The organism is Stenotrophomonas sp. ZAC14A_NAIMI4_1 (genome assembly GCF_003086915.1).
Lineage (GTDB): Bacteria > Pseudomonadota > Gammaproteobacteria > Xanthomonadales > Xanthomonadaceae > Stenotrophomonas.
This window is the reverse complement of the sequence record NZ_CP026002.1, coordinates 3,188,951-3,213,448: the sequence shown is the minus strand read 5'-3', so window position 1 is coordinate 3,213,448 and position 24,498 is coordinate 3,188,951. Positions and strand designations below refer to the sequence as shown.

The following is a 24,498-nucleotide window of genomic DNA, read 5'->3' as shown; positions in this document are numbered from 1 at the left end:
CCACGCCATGAGCCAGACCCAAGACACCGCGGCACCGGCCGCCCCCAACCGCCGCGGCAAGCTGCTGCGCGGCCTGTTCGTCATCGTCGTGCTGCTGCTTGCCGCACTGGCGCTGTGGTACTTCATGTTCGGCCGTTGGTTCGAAGAAACCGACGATGCCTACGTGCAGGGCAACCAGGTGCAGATCACCCCGCTGGTGGCCGGCACCGTGGTTGCCATCAACGTTGATGACGGCATGCGCGTCGAGCGCGGCCAGCTGCTGGTGCAGCTGGACCCGGCCGACACCTCCGTCGCCCTGCAGCAGGCCGAAGCCAATCTGGCCAAGACCGTGCGCCAGACCCGCGGCCTGTACCGCAGCGTGGAGGGCGCGCAGGCGGACCTGAACGCCCGCCAGGTCAGCCTGAAGCGCGTGCGCGAAGATTTCGCCCGCCGCAAGGACCTGGCCGCCACCGGCGCCATTTCCAACGAAGAACTGGCCCACGCCCGCGACGAGCTGGCCGCAGCCGAAGCCGCCGTGGCCGGTTCGCGCGAGACCGTCGAGCGCAACCGTGCGCTGGTCGATGACACCGTCATCGCCACCCAGCCGGACGTGCTGGCCGCTGCCGCGCAGCTGCGCCAGGCCTTCCTGAACAATGCCCGCGCCGGCATCGTCGCGCCGGTCACCGGTTTCGTCGCCCGTCGTTCGGTGCAGGTCGGCCAGCGCGTGCAGCCGGGCAATGCCCTGATGGCCGTGGTGCCGACCGAGCAGATGTGGGTGGAGGCCAACTTCAAGGAAACCCAGCTGCGCCACATGCGCCTGGGCCAGGAAGTGGAGCTGAAGTCGGACCTGTATGCCGGTGACGTGAAGTACAAGGGCCGCATCGAAAGCCTGGGCCTGGGCACCGGTTCGGCGTTCTCGCTGCTGCCGGCGCAGAACGCCAGCGGCAACTGGATCAAGATCGTGCAGCGCGTGCCGGTGCGCATCGCCATCGATGCCAAGCAGCTGGCCGAACACCCGCTGCGCATCGGCCTGTCGATGAAGGCTGAAGTGAGCCTGCGCGACCAGAAGGGCGAAGTGCTGCCGACCGCCGCCGCCAAGGGCACGGTGTTCGACACCGATGTGTATGCCAAGCAGCTGCATGATGCCGATGAGGTGATCCACACGATCATCGAAGGCAACCTGCCGCAGCAGGCCAACGCGGGCTGAGGTCGACATGTCCGCACAAGCTCCAGCGGCGCCCGGCACTCCGGGCGCACCGGCGGCGCCGGGTGCGGCCTCCGGGTTCCTGCCGCCCAGCGTGGCCCTGTGCACCGTCGGCCTGGCGATGGCCTCGTTCATGCAGGTGCTCGACACCACCATCGCCAACGTCTCGCTGCCGACCATCGCCGGCAACCTCGGCGCCAGTTCGCAGCAGGCGACCTGGGTCATCACCTCGTTCGCGGTCAGCACGGCCATCGCGCTGCCGCTGACCGGCTGGCTCAGCCGTCGCTTCGGCGAACGCAAGCTGTTCATCTGGGCCACCCTGGCCTTCGTCATCACCTCGCTGCTGTGTGGCCTGGCCCAGAGCATGGGCATGCTGGTGCTGTCGCGTGCACTGCAGGGCTTCGTGGCCGGGCCGATGTACCCGATCACCCAGTCGCTGCTGGTGTCGATCTACCCACGCGAGAAACGAGGGCAGGCGCTGGCGCTGCTGGCGATGATCACCGTGGTGGCGCCGATCTGCGGGCCCATCCTCGGTGGCTGGATCACCGACAACTACAGCTGGGAATGGATCTTCCTGATCAACGTGCCGCTGGGCATCTTCGCCGCGCTGGTGGTGGGCAACCAGTTGAAGGGGCGCCCGGAGCAGATTGAAAAGCCGAAGATGGACTACGTCGGCCTGATCACCCTGGTGATCGGCGTGGGCGCGCTGCAGCTTGTGCTCGACCTGGGCAACGACGAAGACTGGTTCTCCTCGATGAAGATCGTGGTGCTGGCCTGCGTGGCGGTGGTGGCGCTGACGGTGTTCCTGATCTGGGAACTGACCGACAAGGATCCCATCGTCGACCTGAAGCTGTTCCGCCACCGCAACTTCCGCGCCGGTACGCTGGCGATGGTGGTGGCCTATGCGGCGTTCTTCAGCGTGTCGCTGCTGATCCCGCAGTGGCTGCAGCGTGACATGGGCTACACCGCCATCTGGGCGGGCCTGGCGACGGCGCCGATCGGCATCCTGCCGGTGATCATGACGCCGTTCGTGGGCAAGTACGCCTCGCGCTTCGACATGCGCATGATCGCCTCGTTCGCCTTCGTGTTCCTGTCCTTCACCAGCTTCATGCGCTCGGACTTCAACCTGCAGGTGGACTACGCGCACGTGGCCGGCGTGCAGCTGATCATGGGTATTGGCGTGGCGCTGTTCTTCATGCCGGTGCTGCAGATCCTGCTGTCGGACCTGGACGGTCGCGAGATCGCCGCGGGTTCGGGCCTGGCCACGTTCCTGCGTACGCTGGGCGGCAGTTTCGCGGCATCGCTGACCACCTGGCTGTGGGCACGTCGTACCCAGGTGCACCACGCCGACCTGACCGAACACATCTCGGCCTACCAGCCGGGCATGCAGGACCAGGTGGCCGCGATGGGGCAGGGTGACCTGCAGCATGGCGCGGCGGTGCTCAACAACATGATCAACCACCAGGCATCGCAGATGGCGTTCAACGACATCTTCTACCTGCTGGGCTGGACGTTCCTGGCGATCATCGCGTTCCTGTGGCTGGCCAAGCCGCCGTTCGGTGCCGGTGCAGGCGCGGCCTCCGCCGGCGGGCATTGATCGATCGGTGTTGATGGAAAAACAAAACCCCGCCGGAAGGCGGGGTTTTTGTTTGCGGCGCCATCGCGATACATGCACGCGTTGCGTGGATATGCCCGAACGCCGGACATGAAAAAACCCGCTTTCGCGGGTTTGATCATTTACTGAGTCATGGTGCCCAGGAGAGGACTCGAACCTCCACGAAGTTGCCCCCGCTAGCACCTGAAGCTAGTGCGTCTACCAATTCCGCCACCTGGGCGACTCAGGAGACGAATTATGGGGAACGACTGAGGATGTGTCAACAACATTTCACGCTTTTTTCTGCGGCGGTACGCCGAGGTGTTGCAGCAGGCTGCGCATCGCTGGCGACAGGCGCGTCCCATCGGCGAAGCAGGCGCACAGGCGGCGCTGCGCCCACGCATCTGCAAGTGGCACGCATACCGTCTGCGTGCTGCGCCGATGCTGCCGTGCGATCGTGCGCGGCACGATGCCGACGCCGATGCCGTGGCCCACCATCGTGCACAGGCCTTCGAAGGTCTTCATGCGGATGCGCACGTCCAGGCGTCGGCCTGCCTCGCCCGCGAGTTCTTCCACATAGGTCTGCAGCGCGTTGCCATCGGCGAGTGCGACGAAGGTTTCGCCCAGCACGTCGACAAAGTCGAGCGAGCGCCGGGCCGCGAAGCGGTGGTCGGCAGGCAGCAGCATCACCAGCGGATCTTCGGACACGACGTGCCGTTGCAGGCCCTCGGCAGGCACCGCGTCGCTGATGATGCCTGCTTCGGCCTGGCCGGCGCCGAGCGCGCGCACGACCTCGGTGCTGGTGCGTTCGTGCAGCTCCACGTGCAGGCGCGGGCGCTGTGCCAGCCAGGGCGCAAGCCTCGAAGGCAGGTAGTTGGTCAGTGCCGCGGTGTTGGCATACAGGTGCAGGGTGCCGCGCGCACCCTGGGCGAAGGCTTCCATCTCGCCGCGCAGCTGCGCCTGCTGCTGCAGGATCAGCCGTGCGTGGTGGGCGAGGGCAGCGCCGGCCTCGGTCAGGCTGACGCCGCGTGGATGCCGGTTCAGCAGTGCGGTACCGGCGTCTGCCTCGATCGCGCGCAGGCGCTCGCTGGCCGAGCCTAGTGCAAGATTGGCCTGGGCGGCGCCAGCGGTGATGCTGCCGGCGTCAGCCACGGCCAGGAACAGGCGCAGGTCGGCGATGTCCATCCGCATGTGGGGTGCTCCGGTCGGGGCTGCCTTCGGCTGGTCCGAAGGCAGGGGCGGGAAGACCGCATTGTGCGCCCGCACGGCGCCCGCTCCAATGGCGGCATGAACGAGAATTTGTACTTCTATGGGTTGCTGGTGGTGGTGTTCGTGCTGGCCGGCGTGGTCAAGGGCGTGACCGGCATGGGCCTGCCGACGGTAGCGATGGGGTTGCTCGGTGGCGCGCTGTCACCGGTGGCGGCGGCGTCGATGCTGTTCATTCCCACCTTCGTCACCAATGCCTGGCAGCTGCTGTCCGGCCCTTCGCTGGGGCATACCGTGCGGCGGCTGTGGCCGATGATGCTGGCGGTGGTGGTGGTGACGCTGGGTTCGGCCGCGCTGCTGGTGCGGGTGGATCACACCTGGTCGCGCGTTGCACTGGGCGTGGCGCTGGTGGTGTACGCGCTGTACGCGCTGCTGGCACCGGTGTTCCGCGTGCCGCAGCGGCGCGAGCGCTGGCTGGGGCCGCTGGTGGGTGCGATATCCGGCGTGGTGACCGGTGCCACCGGTGTGTTCGTGATGCCGGCGGTGCCGTACCTGCAGTCGCTGGGCATGCAGCGCGAGGAGCTGGTGCAGGCGCTGGGCCTGGCGTTCACCGTGTCGACCATTTCGTTGACCACCGGCTTGGTGATCCACGGCGCCTTTGGCGTGCAGAAGCTGGGGCTGAGTGCGTTGGCGGTGCTGCCGGCATTGCTGGGGATGTGGCTGGGGCAGGTGATCCGGCAGCGCATCAGTGCACGGGTATTCCGCGCGTGCTTCCTTGGGTTCCTGCTGCTGCTCGGGCTGGAGCTGATGCTGCGGCCGTTGTTCTGAGGGCGTCCGCGCCCGGCGTTTGTAGCGTCGAGCCATGCTCGACTGCTGTGAGGATCAGTCGAGCATGGCTCGACTCTACAAAGACCCAAATTGCAGGCAAGAAAAAACCCGCTTGCGCGGGTTGTTTTCTTTCTCGACATGGTGCCCAGGAGAGGACTCGAACCTCCACGAAGTTGCCCCCGCTAGCACCTGAAGCTAGTGCGTCTACCAATTCCGCCACCTGGGCGTCGAGGAGCGAGATTATGGGGTGTTTTTACCGGGGTGTCAACACCCTTTCTGAATCCGGGGTCGGATCCCGTTTCGCGTGCGTAACGGGCTCTGACCCCATCCTGCCCGCTCGGGGTCAGAGCCCTTTCCTTCGGAAAGGGATCCGACCCCTGTTGCTGGATGACAGGCAAAAAAAATCCCCGCCGAAGCGAGGAGTTTTTTCGTTGGTGCCCAGGAGAGGACTCGAACCTCCACGGTTTTACCCGCTAGTACCTGAAACTAGTGCGTCTACCAATTCCGCCACCTGGGCGTTCCAGAGGCGCAATTGTGAAGATGAATCCGCAGGCTGTCAACGATTTCCAACAAATATTTCACGCGATGCTTTCAACTCCGCCTCTGACCCGCTCTGCACGCCTGCAGCGGCTACCATGTAGGGCGATGACTACCAAAAAACCAAGCAAGGGCGGGAGCAAGTCCCGCAGCCAGGCCCCGACCAAGGGCGCCAAGGCGGGCGCAGCCCGCACCACCAAGCCGGGCAATCCGTTGCCGGGCTGGTTCCCCGAATTGAATGAAGGCGGTGCACCGCCACGCGGCCGCAAGGGTCGCGGCACGGATGCCGCCGCACCGGGCCCGGCCCCGGGCCGCAAGCTGCCGCCCACCGGCAAGGTGATCGACGATCCCTATGCCGCGCGCGAAGCCGAGAAGTACGAACAGCCCATCGCCAGCCGCGAGGCCATCCTGGCCCTGCTGGAACGCTGCGAAGGGCCGCAGACCGCCGAGGAACTGGGCGCGCGCCTGGGCCTGACCGCGGCCGACCGTGCCGAGGCGCTGTCGCGCCGGCTGGGCGCGATGGTCCGTGACGGCCAGCTGGTGCAGAACCGCCGCGGCGGCTTCGCGCCGATCCAGACCTTGAACCTCGTCACCGGCGTGGTGATCGCCAATCCGGAAGGGTTCGGCTTCCTGCGCCCGGTCGAGGGTGGCGACGATCTGTTCCTGCCGCCTTATGAAATGCGCAAGGTGATGCACGGCGACAAGGTGCTGGCCCGCGTGACCGGCATCGATCACCGTGGCCGCCGCGAAGGCAGCATCGCCCGCGTGCTCGAGCGCGGCATGACCCGCCTGATCGGCCGCTTCAGCATTGAAATGGGCATCAATTACGTGGTGCCCGATGACAAGCGCATCCAGCGCAACGTGCAGGTGCCGCCGGACCAGACCGGTGGCGCGCGCGATGGCCAGCTGGTGGTCTGCGAACTGACCCAGGCACCGGACAGCCGCCGCCCGCCGATCGGCCGCATCATCGCCGTGCTTGGCGACAAGCTGACGGCGTCGCTGGTGGTGGAGACCGCCATCCACGGCCACGAACTGCCGTTCGAGTTCCCGCAGGAGGTGCTGGACGAGGCCGCCTCGGTGCCGATGGTGGTCGAGCCGGCGATGATCGGCGACCGCGTCGACCTGCGCAGCACGCCGCTGGTGACCATCGACGGCGAGGATGCCAAGGACTTCGATGACGCGGTCTACTGCGAACCGAATGCCGATGGTTTCCGCCTGGTGGTGGCCATTGCCGATGTCTCCAACTACGTGCGCCCCGGCACACCGCTGGACGAGGAAGCGCAGAAGCGCGCCACGTCGGTGTACTTCCCGGGCTTCGTGGTGCCGATGCTGCCGGAGACGCTGTCCAACGGCATCTGCTCGCTGATGCCCAAGGTCGACCGCATGTGCTTCGTCTGTGACATGCAGATCGACCGTGATGGCGTGGTCACCCATTCGCGCTTCTACGAAGCGGTGATGAACTCGCACGCGCGCCTGACCTACACCCAGGTGTGGAAGGCGGTGGGCGAGGACGATGCCGATACCAAGGCGTGGATGGGCGGGCTGCTGCCGCAGGTGCAGCGCCTGCACCAGCTGTACAAGGTGCTGTCCAAGGCGCGTGCCAAGCGCGGCGCCATCGAGTTTGAAAGCAGCGAAGTGCGCTTCGTGCTGGACAACCGCGGCGAGGTGACCCAGGCCGGTATGCTGGTGCGCAACGATGCGCACAAGCTGATCGAGGAATGCATGATCGCGGCCAACGTGGAGGCGGCCAAGTACCTGCTGTCGCGCCACGTGCCGGCCCCGTACCGCGTCCACGAGAAGCCGCCGGAGACCAAGTTCGCCGACCTGCTGGAATTCCTCAAGGAGTTCAAGCTGAGCCTGCCGCCGTGGTCGAAGGTGCGCCCGGGCGACTACACCAAGCTGCTGAAGAAGATCCGCGACCGCCCCGATGCCACGCTGCTGGAATCGGTGCTGCTGCGCAGCCAGAGCCTGGCGGTCTACAGCCCGGACAATCACGGTCACTTCGGCCTGGCGCTGGAGGCGTACGCGCACTTCACCTCGCCGATCCGTCGTTACCCCGACCTGCTGGTACACCGTGCGATCAAGCACGCGCTGTCCGGCAAGCCGCTGGACAAGTTCACCTACAACGCCCGCGAGATGGCTGCGCTGGCGCTGCAGTGTTCCGAGCGCGAGCGTCGTGCCGACGAGGCCGAGCGCGAGGTCGACGAGCGCTACCGCGCGGCATGGATGGAGAAGCATGTCGGTGGCCAGTTCGACGGCGTGATCAGCGGCGTGACCAGCTTCGGCCTGTTCGTGGAACTGGATGATTCCAAGGTGCAGGGCCTGGTCCACGTGACCCAGCTGCCGCAGGACTATTACAAGTTCGACGCCACCCGCAAGACGCTGACCGGCGAACGCCGCGGCGGCAGCTACCGGCTGGGCGACCGCGTGCGCATCCTGGTGCTGAAGGCCAGCATGGAAGAGCGCAAGATCGACTTCCGCCTGGTCGAGCACAAGGGCGAGGACGAGGGTGATGGCCTGCCGCCGCTGCCGGAACGCGGCAAGCCGGCCAAGCGCACGAAAAAGCAGTATTGAAAGGCGTGCCGACCAACGGTCGGCACCTACCGCACCCGGTAGGTGCCAACCTTGGTTGGCAGATTCCTCACCCGGTAGGTGCCAACCGTTGGTTGGCAGATTCCTCACCCGGTAGGTGCCAACCGTTGGTTGGCACGACGTTTCGGAGGAAAGCACTATGCAAGGCCAACCCGAGTACCACGGCGGCTGCCAGTGCGGCGCCATCCGCTTCGAGGCGCGTGGCGCCCTCACCGACAGCTCGATCTGCCACTGCCGGATGTGCCAGAAGGCCTTCGGCGGGTACTACGCGCCCCTGGTTTCGGTGCGCGGCGTGCAGTTCAGCTGGACCCGTGGCCAGCCGCGCTATTTCCAGTCCTCCAACGTGGTCAGGCGCGGTTTCTGCGGCGACTGCGGCACCCCGCTGACCTACGAGGCCCCGGACGGCATGGCCGTGGCTGCGGGTGCCTTCGACGAACCCGAGCGCCTGCCGCCCACCCGGCAGTACGGCATGGAGCGCAAGCTGCCGTTCGTGGACGCACTGGGCCAGCTGCCTGGCACCCGTACCGAGGAGGATGTGGAGGCCCTAGAGTTCCTGGCCACGGTCGTGTCCCACCAGCACCCCGACCACGACACCCCCCATTGGCCGGCGCGCAGCCGTTCAGCCGAAGGATGAACGGCGGGTAGCGCCGGGCCATGCCCGGCGAAGGCGTGCGGACCAACGGTCCGCACCCACCCACGAAGGGGCCACACCCGGTAGCGCCGGGCCATGCCCGGCGAAGGCGCAGCGCAGCCGACGCCGATGCTCTACCATAGCCACCCCCTTTCCGGTTCGGCCCCCGCATGAGCAAGAACAGCCAGTGGATCGTCGGCGTCAACGCCGTCGCCTCCTCCATCGAGAACGACGCTGACAACGTGCGCGAAGTGCTGGTCGAGGCCGGTGCGAAGAACCCGCGCCTGGTCGAAATCGAGGAAAACGCCCGCCGCAAGGGCATCGACGTGCGCAAGGTCAACAGCCAGGCGCTGGACGGTGTCGGCGGCTCGGTGCGCCATCAGGGCGTGGCTGCGCGCTATGCCGCCGCCCGCACCTACAGCGAGAACGAGCTGGAAGGCCTGGTCACCGCCGCCGAGGGCAAGGCCCTGCTGCTGGTGCTGGACGAGGTGCAGGACCCGCACAACCTGGGCGCCTGCCTGCGCTCGGCCGCCGCGGCCGGTGCCACCGCCGTGATCATTCCCAAGGACAAGTCGGCCACGGTCAATGCGACGGTGCGCAAGACCTCGGCCGGCGCCGCCGACCTCATCCCCGTGGTGGCGGTGACCAACCTGTCGCGTTGCCTGAAGGACCTGCAGAAGCAGGGCGTCTGGATCTACGGCCTGGCCGGTGAGGCCACCACTTCGCTCTACCAGCTGGATCTTAAGGGCAACATCGCGCTGGTGCTGGGCGGTGAAGCCGATGGCCTGCGCCGCCTGACCCGCGAGAACTGCGATGGCCTGGTCAAGATCCCGATGCCGGGCGAGATCGAGAGCCTGAACGTCTCCGTCGCCGCGGGTGTCAGCCTGTTCGAGGCCGTGCGCCAGCGCGGTTGATCGGCCGGCAGCTTCTGTAGAGCCGAGCCCACGCTCGGCTGTCGTGATCGGGGTCAGATCCCTCCCCAACGGGAGAAGGGATCTGACCCTTTTTTTTATCGGAAGGATCGTGTCGACCAAGGTCGACACCTACCAGAGCAGACCCAGGGTCTGGGCCCGTGCCGACCAACGGTCGGCACCCACCATCAGCAGCAGATTCCGACAGCTCGTGGGTTCGAGGCCGTGCGCCAGCGCGGTTGATCGGCTGACCTGGCGTGATCGGGGTCAGATCCCTCCCCAACGGGAGAAGGGATCTGACCCTTTTTTGTGATCGGAAGGATCGTGTCGACCAAGGTCGACACCTACCAGGGCAGAACCGGGGTCAGGGCCCGTGCCGACCAACGGTCGGCACCCACCATCAGCAGCAGATTCCGACAGATCGCGGAAGCCTGTCGAGGGCGGGGTGGGTCCGGTGGCAGGGGTGTGAGCGGCATGGATGCCGCGACCAAGCCCCCAGGGATGGGTTCACGGCGTCCCCTGCCACCGGACCCACCCCGCCATCCCACAGGGAGCCAGCTTTTGACGTTGACGTTGACGTTGACGTTGCTTCGGCGGGTGCGGGGCGCAGCCCCGCATTGCCTCACCCCGCGCTGCCACCCAGGGCCTTGAACAGGGTCACGTCGTTGCTCAGCTGGCTCTGCCGCACGCGGGCAAGTGACAGTTCGGCATCGCGGCGGGTCTGCTGCGCTTCCAGCCAGGTGCGCAGGTCGGTGGCGCCCACGCGGTAACGCACTTCCTGCGCGCGCTCCACTTCCACCGCCTGGTCATAGGACGCCTGCGAGGCCGCCACCTGGCGGGCCAGCTGTCCGCGCGCGGAGAGTGCGTTGTCCACTTCCGAAAGCGCGGTGTACAGCGTCTTGCGGAAGTTGGTCGCGGCGATCTGGTAGGCGGTGCCGGCGATGTCGGTGTCCAGCTGTGCACGCTGCAGGTTGAGGAAGGGCAGCGACAGCCCGGCGCCGAGCGTGGCCACCGGGTTGCGCAGCACATCCCCCAGCGAGGTCGCACTGGAGCCGAGGCTGCCGGTCAGGCTCAGCGCCGGATAGTACTGGGTGGCGGTCACCTTGATGGTCTTCAGGCTGTTGCGCAGGCGCAGTTCGGCCGCGCGCAGGTCGGGGCGGCGGCCCAGCAGGTCGGCCGGCAGGCCTTCGTCGATGCCCGGGCTGCGCGCGGCCTGCAGGTCCTGCGGCTCGTCCTGCTGTGGCCACGGCGTGCCATCCAGCAGCACGGTCAATGCGTTGCGCACTTCCACCCGCTGCTGCTCCAGCGCGCTCTGCGCCGAACGCTGCGATTCCAGGTTCTGCAGCGCCTGGCGCACTTCCAGCCGCGATACCGCACCGGCGTCGAAGCGCGCCTGCACCAGGTCGCGGGTGCGCTCCAGCCGCTGCAGGTTGGCTTCGCCACTGGCGATCGACTGGTTGAGGTAGGCCAGCGACCAGTACTGGCTGATCGTGTCGCCGATCACCAGCAGGGCGGTGTTCTGCCGGTCTTCCTCGCTGGCCTGGGCTTCCCAGCGGGCGATGTCGCGCTCGGTGCGCAGGCGGCCCCACAGGTCCACCTCCCACGACAGCGACACGCCGGTGGAATAGCCACGGCTCCAGTCGGCGGCCTGGTCGGTGGGGCGGCTGCCGCTGGCGCTGACGCCGGACGAGGAGGGCTGCGGCAACAGGGCGTTGCTGGCCAGGCCGGCCTGCAGGCGGGCGCGTTGCACGGCCAGGCCGGCGGCACCGAGGTCGCTGTTGGCGGCCAGGGCCTGCGCGACCAGGCGGTCCAGGCGCTCATCGCCGAAGCCGGTCCACCAGGTGTCCTGGCGGATATCGCGGCCCGGGGTATCCAGGCTGCTGCGCGGGTCGTCGGCCGGCGCATTGAGGGTGGCATCGCCACGGCCATAGGTCGCGGCCACGGCGGGGTCCGCAGTGGGATAGCGGCCCACCGAGGCGCAGCCGGACAGGGCGAGCAGCACGGCGCCAGCCAGCAGCAGGCGCGAGGGGGCAGGGGAGGTCAGTCGGGTCATCATCTTCATTCGCGGGCCAGGGCCTCCACCGGGTCGAGCTGGGCGGCATTGCGTGCCGGCAGGAATCCAAACGCCACGCCGATCAGGGTCGAGCAGGCAAACGCGGCGATGATCGAGGCGGTCGAGAACACCACCTGGAAGTTGCTGGAGAAGTGGCCGATCAGCGCGCCCACCAGCAGGGCCAGGCCGATGCCGAGCACGCCACCGATCAGGCAGACCAGCACGGCTTCGATCAGGAACTGCTGGCGGATGTCACTCTGCCGCGCCCCCACCGCCATGCGCACGCCGATCTCGCGGGTACGCTCGGTCACCGACACCAGCATGATGTTCATCACGCCGATGCCGCCGACCAGCAGCGCGATGGCGGCGATGGCGCCGATCAGCAGGGTCATCGTGCGCGTGGTCTGCTCGATGGTCTCGCGGATCTCGGCACTGTTGCTGAGGAAGAAATCCTCGGTGCCGTGGCGAAGGGTCAGGAGGCGGGTGATGGCCTCCTGCGCCGCATCCATCGGTGTTTCATCGTTGACGCGCACGGTGATGCTGGAGACATGGCTCTGCCCCAGCATGCGCGACATCACCGTGGTGTAGGGCACGAACACGCCCAGGCTGGTGCTGCCGCCGAAACCGAAGCTCTGCTTCTTGGCCACGCCGACCACGCGTACCGGCACGTTGCCGAGCAGGATCACCTGGCCGATCGGATCGCTGTCAGGGAAGAACTGGGTCTTCGTGTTCTCATCGATGACGCCTTCCTGGGCCAGGCCACGCACCGAATCACTGTCGAAGAAACTGCCCGCGAGCAGGGTCACGCCCTTCACCCGGAAGTACTGCTCGCCCACGCCGCTGACCTGGGCGGTGGCCGACTGGTTGCGGTAGCGCGCCGTGACCGAGGTCGACACGCTGGGCGTGGCGCTGTCCACGTAGCTCTGCTTTGACAATGCATCGGCGTCGCTGGCCTTGAGCGTCTGCACGCGCGCCGAGCGCATGTCACCGAAGCCGCGGCCGGGATAGACGTCGATCGTGTTGGTGCCCAGCGCGCTGATGTTCTGCAGGATCTGCTGCTGCGAGCCGTTGCCCAGCGCCACCACCGAGACCACCGAGGCGATGCCGATGATGATGCCGAGCATGGTCAGGAAGGTGCGCAGGCGGTGTGCGTTCATCGCCAGCAGTGCCATCCGGAACGCTTCGGTGAAGCGGTCGCGCGCCGCGCGCCAGCTGCTGCCATGGGCCACGTCGGTGCTTGGCTGGCGCTGCGCGCGGTAGCTGGGCGCCTTCGGGTTGGCGCGGTCGGCGATGATCTCGCCGTCGCGGATTTCAATGATGCGCTGGGCGTGTTCGGCCACGCTCATGTCGTGGGTGACGATGATGATGGTGTGGCCTTCGGCATGCAGCTCGCCGAGGATGCCCATCACTTCCTCGCCGGAGCGGGTGTCCAGCGCACCGGTCGGCTCGTCGGCCAGGATCACCTCGCCGCCGTTCATCAGGGCACGGGCGATGGACACGCGCTGCTGCTGGCCGCCGGACAGCTGGCCCGGCTTGTGGTGCAAGCGGTCGCCCAGGCCCAGCCGCTGCAGCAGCTGCTCGGCGCGCGCGTTGCGGGTCGGCCCGGGGCTGCCGGCGTACACCGCCGGCACTTCCACGTTGCCGCGCGCATCGAGGTCGCCCAGCAGGTGGTAGCGCTGGAAGATGAAACCGAAATGCCCGCGGCGCAGCTCGGCCAGCTCGTCCGGCTCCATCTTGCCGGTCTCGCGGCCGGCCACCTGGTAGCTGCCGCGGGTGGGGCGGTCCAGGCAGCCGAGGATGTTCATCAGCGTGGACTTGCCCGAGCCGGACTGGCCGACGATGGCCACCATCTCACCGGCGTGGATGTCCAGGTTGACGTCGCGCAGCACGGCGATGACATCGTCGCCCGCCGGGAATTCGCGGCGCAGGTCACGCAGGCGCAGCAGGGGCGCCGTCGTGCTCATCGGCGCGGGCCCATGCCACCGGGCCCGCCCATGCGCATGGCACCACCGCCGCGGTTGCCGCTGCCGCTGCCGCTGCTGGAAGTGGCCGCACCGCCTTCGCCGACCACCACGCGCTCGCCTTCCTTCAGCCCGGACAGGATCTGCGCGGAGGCGCCGTTGTTGATGCCGACCTTGACCTTGCGCGGTTGCGGCTGGCCCTGCGCGTCGACCACGCGCACCACGCGCTCGCCGTCACGGGTCTTCGGGCCCAGCGCCACCGCCGGCACCAGCAGCGCGCCCTTGGCCTGCTGCAGCAGCACCGAGACCTGCGCGGTCATGTCGATGCGCAGGGTGCCATCCGGGTTTTCCACGTCGAACAGTGCGTTGTAGTAGACCGCGCTGCTGGAACTGGAGCTGGAGGAACTGCTGGAACTGGACGAGCTTTCGTTGGCGATGGACGACGGCGCCGGATTGATCTGGCGCAGCGTGGCGTGGTACTTGCGGTCCGGGTCGCCCAGGGTGGTGAAGTACACCGGCATGCCGGCCTTGATCTTGACCACGTCGGCCTCGGACACCTCGGCATTGACGGTGACCACGTCCAGGCGCGCGAGCATGACGATGGTCGGCGCGGTCTGGTTGGCGTTCACCGTGCGGCCTTCTTCGGCCACCACGGCCACCACCGTGCCGTCCATCGGCGCGGTGATGCGGGTGTAGGCCAGGTTGGCGCGCGCGGTGCCCAGCTCGGTTTCGCGGCCCTTGATCTGCGCCTCGTAGGACTGCAACTGGGCACGGGCGGTCTTCAGCGTGGCCTCGGCGGCATCGTATTCCTGCTTCGAGGTGGCCTCGGCGGCCAGCATTTCCTTCTGCCGGGCGAAGTCCAGCTCGGCCTGGCGCAGGCTGGCCTGCTGCACGGCGCGCTGGGCGATCACCTGGTCCAGCGAAGCCTGCGCGTTGAGCACCTGGTTCTGCTGGGTGGTGGCGTCGATCTCGGCGATCAGGTCGCCTTCCTTCACCGTATCGCCCAGCTGCACCTTCAGCGACTTGATCTGGCCCGAGGCCTGCGCGCCGACGCTGACCAGCTTGTAGGCGTCGATCACGCCGGTGGCTTCCACCGTCTGTTCGATGTCGCCGCGGCTGACCGGGCTGGTGGCCAGGGCCGGGGCGGCGGGCTTGCGCAGCAGCCACCAGACGCACGCGGCGGCAATCACCACAAGCAGGACAATCACGATCAGACGACCCCGGCGGGTCGCGGGCAACAGGCGGGAGATCACGTGCGGGCTTCACTCAGGCAGGCCGCCGCAGCGGCATTGGTGGGCATTGTGAAGATCGGGCGCGGGCGGGCTCAATCCTCGAGGTGTGTCCATGTGTAACACTGGCGGCCAAAACGCGTAACTGCAGGTATCCCGCCCCGGCGTCGATACAGTGGTACGCACCGGACAGGATGCGGTTCAGCTCCCGACACGGGAAAATCGCGACATGGAGACCGAAAACCCGATGCATCGCCTGTTGATCGTCGACGACGACAATGACATCCGCACCCTGCTGGCCGAACAGCTCGGCCGCGCCGGCTACCTGGTCAGCACCGCGGCCGATGGCACCAGCATGCGCCAGCTGCTGGAACGCGAGCACGTGGACCTGATCGTGCTCGACCTCAACCTGCCGCGCGAGGATGGCCTGACCCTGTGCCGTGACCTGCGCGCGCGCTCGAACACGCCGGTGATCATGCTCACCGCGCGTGCCGAGCCGATCGACCGCGTGCTGGGCCTGGAAATGGGCGCCGACGATTACCTGGCCAAGCCGTTCGAACCGCGCGAGCTGCTGGCGCGCATCCGCAACGTGCTGCGCCGGACCGAGGCGCTGCCGGCCAACCTGGAACCGCTGGCCGTGCGCCGCGCGCGCTTCTCGCGCTGGATCTTCGATCTGGAACACCGCCACCTGGTGGACCCCGATGGCCGCGTGGTGGTGCTGTCCGGCGCCGAGTTCCGCCTGCTGCGGGTGTTCATCGCGCACGCCAACAAGGTGCTCTCGCGCGAGCAGCTGGTCGCGCTCAGCAGTGGCCGCAACTACGAAGCGCAGGACCGGGCGATCGACCTGCAGGTCAGCCGGCTGCGCAACAAGCTGGCCGACGATGGCGGCCCCGATGGGCTGATCAAGACCGTGCGCAACGAAGGCTATGTGCTGGCCTCGGCCGTCAACCTGGAATAAGCCGTGATGAAGCGCCTGCGCCACTTCCTGTCCTCGATGGTGGGGCGGCTGTTCGTGATCCTGCTGCTGGGCATGGCGGTGGCCGCGATCGGCGCGACCATGCTGGCCACGTCCAAGCGCCAGCAGGATTTCGAACGGCAGAACCTGAACCGCATTGCCGACCGGCTGCAGGGCTACGTCAACCTGCTCGACGGCAACCCGGAACTGCGCGATCGCCTGCTGGAGATGGGCGGGCCGAGCGTGCGCGCGCTGCCGTCCGGTGCGCGCGTGGGGCGCATCGACACCGCGCTGATGGAAGTGCTGGATGACCGTCCCGGACCGGTGGCACGCGCGCACGTGCATTTCACCTCGTTCCGCTCGTGCATCCCCAAGCTGCAGGAGCTGCTGCCACCCCCGCCGCCGGGCCACCGCCGCCCGCCGCGCGAACGCGATCCGTCCTTCATTCCGCCCAAGTGCCGCGCCGTGGACGTGGTCCTCAGCGATGGCACCGCGCTGAAGCTGGCATTGGATTCGCCGGCAGTGGCGCACAACGGCGTGCTGGCCGTGGACCCGCTGTTCCTGACCCTGCTGGTGCTGGCCATCGCGGTGCTGGCCTATATCGTTTCGCGCATGGCCAGTGCGCCGCTGCAGGAACTGGCCTCGGCCGCTGAAGAACTGGGTGACGACCTGCAGCGCGATCCGCTGCCCCTGCGCGGTCCGCGCGAAGTGCAGCGCGCCGCCGAGGCCTTCAATGCCATGCAGCATCGCCTGCAGCGGCACCTGGCCGAACGCACGCAGATGCTGGCGGCGATCACCCATGACCTGCAGACCCCGCTCACCCGGCTGCGCCTGCGCCTGGAAAACGTGACCGACGAGATCCTGCGCGAGCGCCTGATCGGCGACCTGGCGGCGATGCAGGCACTGGTGCGCGAAGGCCTGGAACTGGCGCGCAGCGCCGAGAGCGCTGAACAGCGCGCTGCGCTCGATCTGGATTCGCTGCTGGAAAGCATCGTCGAGGACACCGCCGAAGCGGGTGCCGACGTGGCCTTTGAAGGTGGCAGCGGCGCGGTGCTGATGCTGCGGCCGCTGGCCATGCACCGGCTGTTCTCCAACCTGGTGGACAACGCGGTGATGTACGCCGAGCGCGTGCGGGTGCGGGTGGACCGCAGCGGCGGTGCGATCACCGTGGTCGTGGCCGACGATGGCCCGGGCCTGGCCGATGACCAGCTCGAAGCCGTGTTCGACCCGTTCGTGCGGGTGGAGACCTCGCGTTCGCGGCAGACCGGTGGCGCCGGCCTGGGCCTGACCATCGCCCGCGCGCTGGCCGAGAAGGATGGCGCACGCCTGTGGCTGCGCAACCGGCCCGAGGGCGGCCTGGAAGCGGTGGTGCAGTGGCCGGCCGGCAGCCCGGTGGCCGCGCGCTGAGTCGGGCGTCCGGATAGGTGGGGTCAGAGCCCTCTGCGTACGCAGCGGGATCCGACCCCGGGTCAGGCCCCTTCCGCCGCAGCAGTGGCCGGCGGGCAGCCCGGTGGCCGCGCGCTGAGTCGGGCGTCCGGATAGGTGGGGTCAGAGCCCTCTGCGTACGCAGCGGGATCCGACCCCGGGTCAGATCCCTTCCGCCGCAGGCGCAAAGGCTCTGACCCCATCCTGGACAGTGCCTTCACGCTGCGGTGACGCCGGAAGGGGTGTTTGGCCTATCATTCGCCCATCTCCCCACAGTTCACGCGATGAGCCAGCCTGTTCGCACCGGCGCGCGGCCCCGTGCCGCCCGGTTGTTCCTGTTCCTGCCTGTTGCCGTGCGCGGCAATCGCACCTGGCCGCCGCCGCTGCAGTAATGGGCGGGCAGGGGGCTGGCAGGCGCCTGGCGGGGCGCCACCCGGAACATCACATTGGTCGCCTGCTGCGGCTCGGTGTGCTGTGGCTGTTGCTGTGGCTGGCCTCGCCGCTGGCGGCGCAGACCGCCGCGCCGCCGCTGCGCGATTACGCCATCGACGTGTGGACGTCGCGCAACGGCCTGCCGCACAACTCGCTGCGTGACATCGCCCAGACCCCCGAAGGCCACCTGTGGTTCGCCACCTGGGAGGGCCTGGTGCGCTACAACGGCCTGGATTTCACCGTGTTCGACCGCAGCACGCGGCCCGGGCTGCGCGACAACGGCATCGGTGCCCTGCTGGTGGACCGCCAGGGCGGGCTGTGGATCACGGATTCGCGTGGCAACGTGACCTACCGCAGCAGCGCTGGCCAGTGGCGGGTCTGGGAGCACGGGGCCAACACCCCGGAAGTGCTGATCCAGTCGATGCAGATGGACAGCCAGGGGCGCCTGTGGCTGCTGTACGAAGGCAAGGGCATCGCGTACCTGACGCCCGAAACCGGCATCGTCTACCAGCCGCCGCCGCCGGACCTGCCGCTGGCGATGAGCTTCACCAAGCTGGTGGTCGATGCCCAGGACCGGGTCTGGATCGGCACCCTCGATGGCCTGGTCCTGCGCGACAACGATGGCGAACTCAAGCGTGCACCGGCCGAATGGGGCGTGGGCAAGGGGCTCACCTGGCCCTATCGGGCACCCGATGGCGCGTTGTGGATCGTGGCCGGCGAGCGCCTGTACCGGGTCGAGGATGACCGCCTGGTGCTGGTCCACAGCCTGCCGGGCCAGCTGCACATGACCGCGATGCTGCAGGACCGCCACGGCGATATCTGGCTGGGTACCGAGAACCAGGGCCTGCTGCGTATTTCCAGCCACGGCGTGGAACGCCTGCCGGCCGGCCTGAACCTGCCCGGCGGGCGCGTGGTGAGCCTGCGCGAGGATGCCGAAGGCAGCATCTGGGTCGGCGCCAACGGCGGCCTGTACCGCCTGCGCGAAACGCTGTTCAGCAGCTACACCGAACGCGATGGGCTGAGCGGTGACTACGTGCGCACCGTGTTCGAGGACCGCGATCGCCGGCTGTGGGTGGGCAGCGCCAGCGGCCTGGACCAGCAGACCGCCGACGGCCGCTTCCGGCCGATGGTCTTGCACAACCGTGGCGGCAAGGCGGCGTCGGTGCTCAGCCTGGCCCAGGACCCCGGCGGCGACCTCTGGGTGGGCACCTTCGGCGACGGCGTCTACCGCCTGCGCGCCGATGGCAGCCTGCGCCACAACTACGATGCGGCCGATGGCATGCCGGGTGGCAACATCCGTGCGATCAGCGTCGATCCGTCCGGTGTGGTCTGGGCCGGCACCCAGAAGGGCGTGGTGCGCATCGATGGTGACCGCGTGCGGGTGGCGAACACGCCGGGCATGCCCACCGGCCTGATCACCGCGCTGGAACACGACCACCAGGGCAACCTGTGGATCGGCACCATCGAGGGCATCCGCGTGCTGCGCGGCGACCATGTGCAGTCCATCGATCTGGCACCGATGGGCGGCGGCCGCAGTGTGTTCGGCTTCCACCAGATCGGCGAAGCGATGTGGATCAGCAGCGACCGCGGGCTGTACCGCTGGTACAGGAACCGCCTGTCGCGGGTTGGCCTGGAGCAGGGCATGCCGGTCGATGCGGTGTTCCAGCTGGTGCCCGACCGGCTGGGCAATGTGTGGATCAGCAGCAACCGGGGCGTGCTGCGCACCGACATGGCGACCTTGAACGCGGTGGCTGACGGCCGCGCGCCGCGGGTGACGGTGGAGCGCTACAACGAGATCGACGGGATGGCCAATGCACAGGCCAACGGCAGCTCGGCGCCCTCGGCGATCCTGCGCCAGGACGGCACCTTCTGGGTGGTGACCGCCGGTGGCCTGAGCACGGTGGACCCGCAGCGCCTGCAGCGCTTCCGCGAGCGCCCGGCACCGCCGGCGGCGATCGAGAACGTGCAGGTCGATGGCGCGCAGGTGCATTGGGAAGGCCCCGAGCGCAATCGGATTCCCGGCGGGCGCCGGCTGGCAGTGAGCTTCGTCGGCCTCAGCTACCTGATGTCCGACCGCATCCGCTACCGCACGCGCCTGGACGGGCTGGACACCAGCTGGGTCGAGCGCGGCCCGCAGCGCAGCGTCGAGTTCGTCGGCCTGCCGCCGGGCGATTACACCCTGCACGTGGCGGCCTCGCACCCGGGCGGTGCCTGGGGCCAGCAGGAGGCGGTGTGGAGTTTCACCGTCGAACCGTTCTGGTGGCAGCGGCACAGCGTGCAGGCGATGATCGGGCTGCTGCTGCTGGGCGCGCTGGTGGCGCTGTACCGGTTCCTGCTGCAGCAGTACAAGGCCAACAACCTGCGCCTGGCGCGCCGCGTGGATGAGGCGACCTTCGACCTGCAGGCGCAGACCGTGCACCTGCAGGCGTTGAACCAGGAGAAGACCGAGCTGGCCGAGCGCCTGGCACGGCAGGCCGAAGCGTTCGAACGGCAGGCCCGCGAGGATGCGCTGACCGGCCTGGCCAACCGCCGTGGCTTCGACGAGACGCTGGCCCGTGATTTCGCCCGCTCGCAGCGCAGCGGCCACCCGCTGAGCCTGGTGGTGCTGGATATCGACCACTTCAAGGACGTCAACGACACCTACAGCCACAGCATCGGCGACCTGGTGCTGAAGGAAGTGGCGGAAGTGATCGCCGCGGCGTGCCGCGATTCGGACCTGCCGGCACGTACCGGCGGCGAAGAGTTCGCGCTGCTGCTCAACGATACGCGGCTGGAAGAAGCAGCCCAGGTCTGCGCGCGCCTGCGCGGCCTGTTCCATGACCATCCGGACTGGGCCGGGGTGAAGGGCCTGCGGGTGACCTTCAGCGCGGGCCTGGTGGAACTGGCGGCCGACGACCGCACCCCGGCGCTGCTGTACCAGCGCGCCGACCGCGCGCTGTACCGCGCCAAGAGCGATGGCCGCGACCGCACCAGCATCGGTTGATGCCTATCCACGCATGGCGTGGATCTACCGGGGAGCTTGGAGGGTGGGTGCGGACCGTTGGTCCGCACGGCCGATGCGTTTCATCCACGCATGGCGTGGATCTACCGCGGCCAGGCGTTGGCGATGGTGCAGAACAGCCGCGCGGTCTGCTCGGTGTCGTACACCGCGCTGTGTGCCTCGTTGGCATCCCAGCCCAGCCCTGCGGCATTGGCCGCACGCGCCAGCACCGTCTGCCCGTAGGCGATACCCGCCAGGGTGACCGTGTCGAACACGCTGAAGGGGTGGAACGGGTTGCGCTTGTGGCCGGTGCGTGCCACCGCCGCATTGACGAACCCCAGGTCGAAATGGGCGTTGTGCCCGACCAGGATCGCGCGCTGGCAGCCGTACTTCTTCATTGCCGCGCGCACCGGGGTGAAGATGTGGTCCAGCGCGGCTTTTTCTTCCTTGGCCAGCCGGAACGGGTGGTCGAGGATGATGCCGGTCACTTCCAGCGATTTCGGGTCGATCTCCAGCCCTTCGGCGGGCACCACGTGGGCGCTGGCGGTCTGGCCCGGGTAGAGCAGGCCGTTCTCGTCCATCTCGATCGGCACCGCGGCGATTTCCAGCAGCGCGTTGCGCTGGCTGTCGAAACCGCCGGTTTCCACGTCCACCACCACCGGCAGGAAGCCGCGGAAGCGTTGCGACATCGCGCGCTGCGCCATCGGAACTACGGAAACAGGGGCAGCTTCAGCTGCGGGGGTGGGGTCATTCATGCGCGGATTCTAGCAGAGCGACCCTGAGCGCCCGGCCAGGGCTTGCATGGCCGGGACGCTGCAGGAGGATCAGCGGCGCGCGAGCACCACGTCGGCGATGATGCCGGTGGCCACGGCAACCAGCACGTAACGGCCGTCGACCTTGCGCCATTCCTGGCCGCGGGCGGGGGCATGCAGGCCATGGTGGCGGTAATCGCGCACGTACTCGCCCCGGTGGTCGTGGGCCAGCCTGTGGCCGCGACGGGGCGGATCACGGCGGTCGTCGTGGCGGTCCTTGTGGCCGTGATGGTCGTCGCGCCCACCGGCGCCATACGGAGCCGCCATCGCGGGCGAGACGGCGGTGGCCAGCAGGGCCAGGGAAAGGGTGGCAGCAATCAGACGCTTCATGGGGCGACTCCGGGGGAGGGAAGTGGTCATCAGGGCCACGGATCCAGCATCGGATTTTTTTTATTAATAGGTGATTAAATCGGGCTATTCCGCAGTTTCGGTGCGTATCGGCGTGTAACGGGCAGGCGCGACGGCCCGGCCGGCCACCCACGCGTCCACGCTCAGGCGCCCGGCGCCGTTGAACAGCAACGGCAGCAGCATCGCCATGAACAACGCCGGCAGCTTGAAATTGCCAAACCCCTGGTCGCTGATCGCATAGCCCATCGCCAGTTCACCCAGCGAATCCCAATGCATGGGCCAATGCACCGCATAGGTGGCCACCACGGTCAGTATCAGCAGGCTGGCAGCCGCGAAACGCGTGCCCAGGCCGAACAGCAGGCAGGCCGCGCCGAGCAGTTCGAACCAGGTCGCCAGCTGCCAGTTCACGCTGGCCGGCAACTGGTCGAACGGAAACGGAAACGCGCCCTGCAGTTCGGCAAACCAGTTCTGGCCCTGCAGCTTTTCGCGACCGGACTCGAAGTATTCCCAGGCCAGCAGCAGGCGCAGGCCCAGGGGGGCCAGCCACGGGCCGCAGCGATCCAGCTGGCCGCGCACGGCGGCCAGGGGCAGGGTGTTCATCAGGGGGGAACTCCTCGTTGGGGGGTATCAGGCCACGGCGGGCAGCGGGCCGATCACGCCGGCCTGCAGGAACTGCAGCAGCAGCTGGGTGCCAGGTTCGGCCAATGCGTCGGCGTCGAGGTGGTGCAGGGTGGCCAGCTGCTGCAACTGCTGCTGGCCGCTGGCGCCGGGTGCTTCGTCGATCAGGATCAGCAGGTGCGCGGCCAGCGGGCTGAGCTGGGCGAAGCGCACCACGCCATCGGCATCGCGGCGGACCAGCAGGGCGGTGGGTTCGGCGGGCGGGGCGGCCGGTGCATCGTCGGCGCCCAGGCGGTGTACCGGCCACGCGTACAGCAGCGGCCAGGCCAGCGGTGAGCAGCGCAGCGGGGCCTGCAGCGGGTCGACGCCGGGTGACGATGGCAGCGGCTGGGCCGCGCGCTGGTACAGGTCGGTTTCCACCCACTCATAGTGGGCCAGCTCGGCCAGTGCCGGGTGCGGCAGCTCGGGCTGTGCCTGCAGCCATTGCACGAACTCGGCCGCCACGGCGGTGAACAGCGGCGCGCGCGCGCGATGGTGGGCGAAGTAATGGCGCACCAGGTCGGCCCACGCAGGTTCGCCGAGCAGGCGCACGCAGACCGGGAATCCCGTGCCGAGCAGCCCCAGCAGGTTGTTGAACAGCAGCCGCTGGTAGACCGCCACCCGCCGCGGGTCCAGGTCGGCCGGGGCCGGCACCTGTTGCGGGTCGCGCAGGTGCGCAGTGAACGCGTGCTGCTGCGCGCGCAGGCGCTCGGGTGCATCAGCCATGGGCAGCCTCGCGCAACGTGCCCTGCAGGCGGCGGATGGTACGCAGTTCGCCCTGCAGCTCGGCATAGGGCGGGAAGTTGAAATCGCGTTCCAGCAGCGTGGGGCGCGGACCGAAGCGGTCGTAGCTGCGTTCCAGCAGCGCCCACACGGGGTCGATCACCGGGCTGCCGTGGGTATCGATCTTCAGGTCCGGTGCCTCGTCCAGGTGGCCGGCCACGTGCAGGCAGACGATGCGCTGGGCCGGCAGCCCGGCGATGAAGGCGTCGGCATCGTAGCCGTGATTGCAGGCATTGACGTACACGTTGTTGACGTCCAGCAGCAGGTTGCAGTCGGCCTCGGCAAGCACCGCGTTGGTGAAGGCAAGTTCGTCCATCGCCGGCTGCGGCGCCAGGTAGTACGACACGTTCTCCACCGCGATGCGGCGGCCAAGCAGGTCCTGCACGCGGGCGATGCGGGCGGCGGTGTGGCGCACCGCTTCATCGGTGAACGGAATCGGCAGCAGGTCGTAGAGCTGGCCTTCGTCGCTGCAGTAGCTCAGGTGCTCGCTGTACAGCGGCACGCGGTAGCGCTCGAGGAAGCGGCCGACCTGCTGCAGCAGCTGGGTATCCAGCGGTGCGCTGCCGCCCAGCGACAGCGACAGGCCGTGGCAGCTCAGCGGATGGCGCCGGGCCAGTTCGTCCAGCGCATCGCCGGCCGGCCCACCGACGTTGATCCAGTTCTCCGGCGCGCACTCCAGGAAATCGAAATCGCCGGCCGGCGCGTCGTGCAGGTCCTGCAGCAGTGCCCGCCGCAGGCCCAGCCCGACGGCCGCCGCTGGAAGCGGCAGCCGCGGGGAAACGACGCTGGCGGCAGCGTCAGTGCTTGGCACCGCACTTGCCTTCGCCACACTTGCCTTCGGCGGCCTTCTTGTCGCCGGCGGTCTTTGCCTTGGCATCGGCGCCCGCGCCGGCCTTGGCCTTGCCCTTGTCGGCGCCGCACTTGCCTTCGGCGCTCTTGCCGTCGGCACCACACTTGCCCTCGGCATGCTTGGCGGCGTCACCGGTCTTGGCGTCGGTTGCCTTGGCATCGCCGGCCTTGGCCGCCTGGCCAGCCACCAGGTAGCCCTGGGCGAGGTCGGTCATGCTCAGGGCCGAAGCACTGGCAGTCACGCCCAGCCCTGCAGCCAGGGCGGTGGCGGTCAGCAGGGACAGGGTCTTGTTGGAACTGCTCATCGGTCGTACTCCTTGGGTGGTGGGCGGGCGCCCGGGGTGAAACGATGGTGCAGCGATCCTACTCAAGGAATCCTCGCCGAGACCTCAAATTTTCGTGAGGATTGCCGCTGGCGGGAAGGGGGGGGCCGCGCACGGCATCCACGCATGGCGTGGATCTACTGCTGGCGTGAGGATTGCCGCAGGCGGGAAGGGGGCAGGAGCACGGTATCCAGTAGATCCACGCCATG

The 24,498-nt window shown here is 68.2% G+C and carries 18 protein-coding genes, 3 tRNA genes and 1 pseudogene; 9 read left to right on the top strand and 13 right to left on the bottom strand.

What is annotated here, in order from left to right; all coding sequences use genetic code 11:
• The first annotated feature begins 7 nt into the window (after window positions 1-7).
• Together emrA and emrB are read left to right on the top strand one after the other, a co-directional pair.
• Window positions 8-1,186, top strand: a complete 1,179-nt coding sequence (emrA, locus tag C1926_RS14680; protein ID WP_108759680.1) for a multidrug efflux MFS transporter periplasmic adaptor subunit EmrA — start codon at window positions 8-10, stop codon at window positions 1,184-1,186.
• 7 nt (window positions 1,187-1,193) lie between these two features.
• Entirely contained in the window at window positions 1,194-2,780 is a 1,587-nt protein-coding gene (emrB, locus tag C1926_RS14675; protein ID WP_079221273.1) for a multidrug efflux MFS transporter permease subunit EmrB, read from the top strand.
• Between the two features lie 151 nt (window positions 2,781-2,931).
• On the opposite strand, the gene C1926_RS14670 is transcribed toward emrB, so the two are convergent.
• Window positions 2,932-3,018 (bottom strand) — tRNA-Leu (locus C1926_RS14670).
• A gap of 50 nt (window positions 3,019-3,068) precedes the next feature.
• Window positions 3,069-3,968: a LysR family transcriptional regulator gene (locus tag C1926_RS14665; RefSeq protein WP_108759679.1), complete on the bottom strand. Its 900-nt coding sequence runs from the start codon at window positions 3,966-3,968 to the stop codon at window positions 3,069-3,071.
• 96 nt (window positions 3,969-4,064) lie between these two features.
• Here C1926_RS14665 and C1926_RS14660 point away from each other — a divergent pair, with 96 nt between their 5' ends.
• Window positions 4,065-4,811, top strand: coding sequence for a sulfite exporter TauE/SafE family protein (locus C1926_RS14660; RefSeq protein ID WP_108760711.1), 747 nt, complete (start codon window positions 4,065-4,067; stop codon window positions 4,809-4,811).
• 139 nt (window positions 4,812-4,950) lie between these two features.
• Here the strand turns inward: C1926_RS14660 and C1926_RS14655 are convergent.
• Window positions 4,951-5,037 (bottom strand) — tRNA-Leu (locus tag C1926_RS14655).
• A gap of 206 nt (window positions 5,038-5,243) precedes the next feature.
• Window positions 5,244-5,328: transfer RNA gene (locus C1926_RS14650), tRNA-Leu, on the bottom strand.
• Window positions 5,329-5,693: 365 nt separating this feature from the next.
• Here C1926_RS14650 and rnr point away from each other — a divergent pair.
• From rnr to rlmB, 3 genes and pseudogenes are all read left to right on the top strand, one after another.
• Window positions 5,694-7,922, top strand: a pseudogene (gene rnr / locus C1926_RS14645) (ribonuclease R); the annotation flags it as partial.
• A gap of 157 nt (window positions 7,923-8,079) precedes the next feature.
• Entirely contained in the window at window positions 8,080-8,574 is a 495-nt protein-coding gene (locus tag C1926_RS14640) for a GFA family protein (protein WP_108759677.1), read from the top strand.
• A 167-nt stretch (window positions 8,575-8,741) separates the two neighbouring features.
• Window positions 8,742-9,485: a 23S rRNA (guanosine(2251)-2'-O)-methyltransferase RlmB gene (rlmB, locus tag C1926_RS14635; protein WP_108759676.1), complete on the top strand. Its 744-nt coding sequence runs from the start codon at window positions 8,742-8,744 to the stop codon at window positions 9,483-9,485.
• Window positions 9,486-10,104: 619 nt separating this feature from the next.
• Here the strand turns inward: rlmB and C1926_RS14630 are convergent.
• The 3 genes from C1926_RS14630 to C1926_RS14620 are packed head-to-tail and all read right to left on the bottom strand — an operon-like array spanning window position 10,105 to window position 14,749.
• Window positions 10,105-11,544 (bottom strand): TolC family protein, encoded by a 1,440-nt coding sequence (locus tag C1926_RS14630; RefSeq protein ID WP_108759675.1) that lies wholly within the window; start codon window positions 11,542-11,544, stop codon window positions 10,105-10,107.
• The gene (locus C1926_RS14625; protein WP_108759674.1) at window positions 11,541-13,499 is read right to left on the bottom strand and encodes a MacB family efflux pump subunit; all 1,959 of its coding nucleotides are present in this window, start codon (window positions 13,497-13,499) and stop codon (window positions 11,541-11,543) included. Before C1926_RS14625 ends, C1926_RS14630 begins: the two co-directional genes overlap by 4 nt.
• Window positions 13,496-14,749 carry an efflux RND transporter periplasmic adaptor subunit gene (locus C1926_RS14620; protein WP_108759673.1) on the bottom strand — a complete coding sequence of 418 codons (1,254 nt, stop codon included), beginning with the start codon at window positions 14,747-14,749 and terminating at the stop codon, window positions 13,496-13,498. Before C1926_RS14620 ends, C1926_RS14625 begins: the two co-directional genes overlap by 4 nt.
• 205 nt (window positions 14,750-14,954) lie before the next feature.
• On the opposite strand from C1926_RS14620, the gene C1926_RS14615 reads away from it, so the two are divergent.
• The 3 genes from C1926_RS14615 (at window position 14,955) to C1926_RS14605 (ending at window position 20,520) form a co-directional block, all read left to right on the top strand.
• The gene (locus C1926_RS14615; protein ID WP_079221281.1) at window positions 14,955-15,683 is read left to right on the top strand and encodes a response regulator; all 729 of its coding nucleotides are present in this window, start codon (window positions 14,955-14,957) and stop codon (window positions 15,681-15,683) included.
• Window positions 15,684-15,689: 6 nt separating this feature from the next.
• A complete protein-coding gene (locus C1926_RS14610) occupies window positions 15,690-17,087 on the top strand; it encodes an ATP-binding protein (RefSeq protein WP_108759672.1) in 1,398 nt (465 codons plus the stop codon).
• A gap of 475 nt (window positions 17,088-17,562) precedes the next feature.
• Window positions 17,563-20,520, top strand: coding sequence for a ligand-binding sensor domain-containing diguanylate cyclase (locus tag C1926_RS14605; RefSeq protein ID WP_108760710.1), 2,958 nt, complete (start codon window positions 17,563-17,565; stop codon window positions 20,518-20,520).
• Between the two features lie 101 nt (window positions 20,521-20,621).
• Here C1926_RS14605 and rnt read toward each other — a convergent pair whose 3' ends face one another.
• The 6 genes from rnt to C1926_RS14575 form a co-directional block, all read right to left on the bottom strand.
• The gene (gene rnt, locus C1926_RS14600) at window positions 20,622-21,272 is read right to left on the bottom strand and encodes a ribonuclease T (protein WP_108759671.1); all 651 of its coding nucleotides are present in this window, start codon (window positions 21,270-21,272) and stop codon (window positions 20,622-20,624) included.
• 69 nt (window positions 21,273-21,341) lie between these two features.
• A complete protein-coding gene (locus C1926_RS14595; protein ID WP_108759670.1) occupies window positions 21,342-21,659 on the bottom strand; it encodes an RcnB family protein in 318 nt (105 codons plus the stop codon).
• 84 nt (window positions 21,660-21,743) lie between these two features.
• Window positions 21,744-22,277 carry a DoxX family protein gene (locus C1926_RS14590; RefSeq protein ID WP_108759669.1) on the bottom strand — a complete coding sequence of 178 codons (534 nt, stop codon included), beginning with the start codon at window positions 22,275-22,277 and terminating at the stop codon, window positions 21,744-21,746.
• Window positions 22,278-22,304: 27 nt separating this feature from the next.
• On the bottom strand, window positions 22,305-23,060 hold the full coding sequence (locus C1926_RS14585) for a putative DNA-binding domain-containing protein (RefSeq protein WP_108759668.1): 756 nt from the start codon (window positions 23,058-23,060) through the stop codon (window positions 22,305-22,307).
• Complete coding sequence (locus tag C1926_RS14580; protein WP_108759667.1) at window positions 23,053-23,928, bottom strand: DUF692 domain-containing protein; 876 nt, start codon at window positions 23,926-23,928, stop codon at window positions 23,053-23,055. The genes C1926_RS14585 and C1926_RS14580 overlap by 8 nt, the downstream gene beginning before the upstream one ends.
• A complete protein-coding gene (locus C1926_RS14575) occupies window positions 23,915-24,271 on the bottom strand; it encodes a hypothetical protein (RefSeq protein WP_108759666.1) in 357 nt (118 codons plus the stop codon). The genes C1926_RS14580 and C1926_RS14575 overlap by 14 nt, the downstream gene beginning before the upstream one ends.
• Window positions 24,272-24,498: the final 227 nt, after the last annotated feature.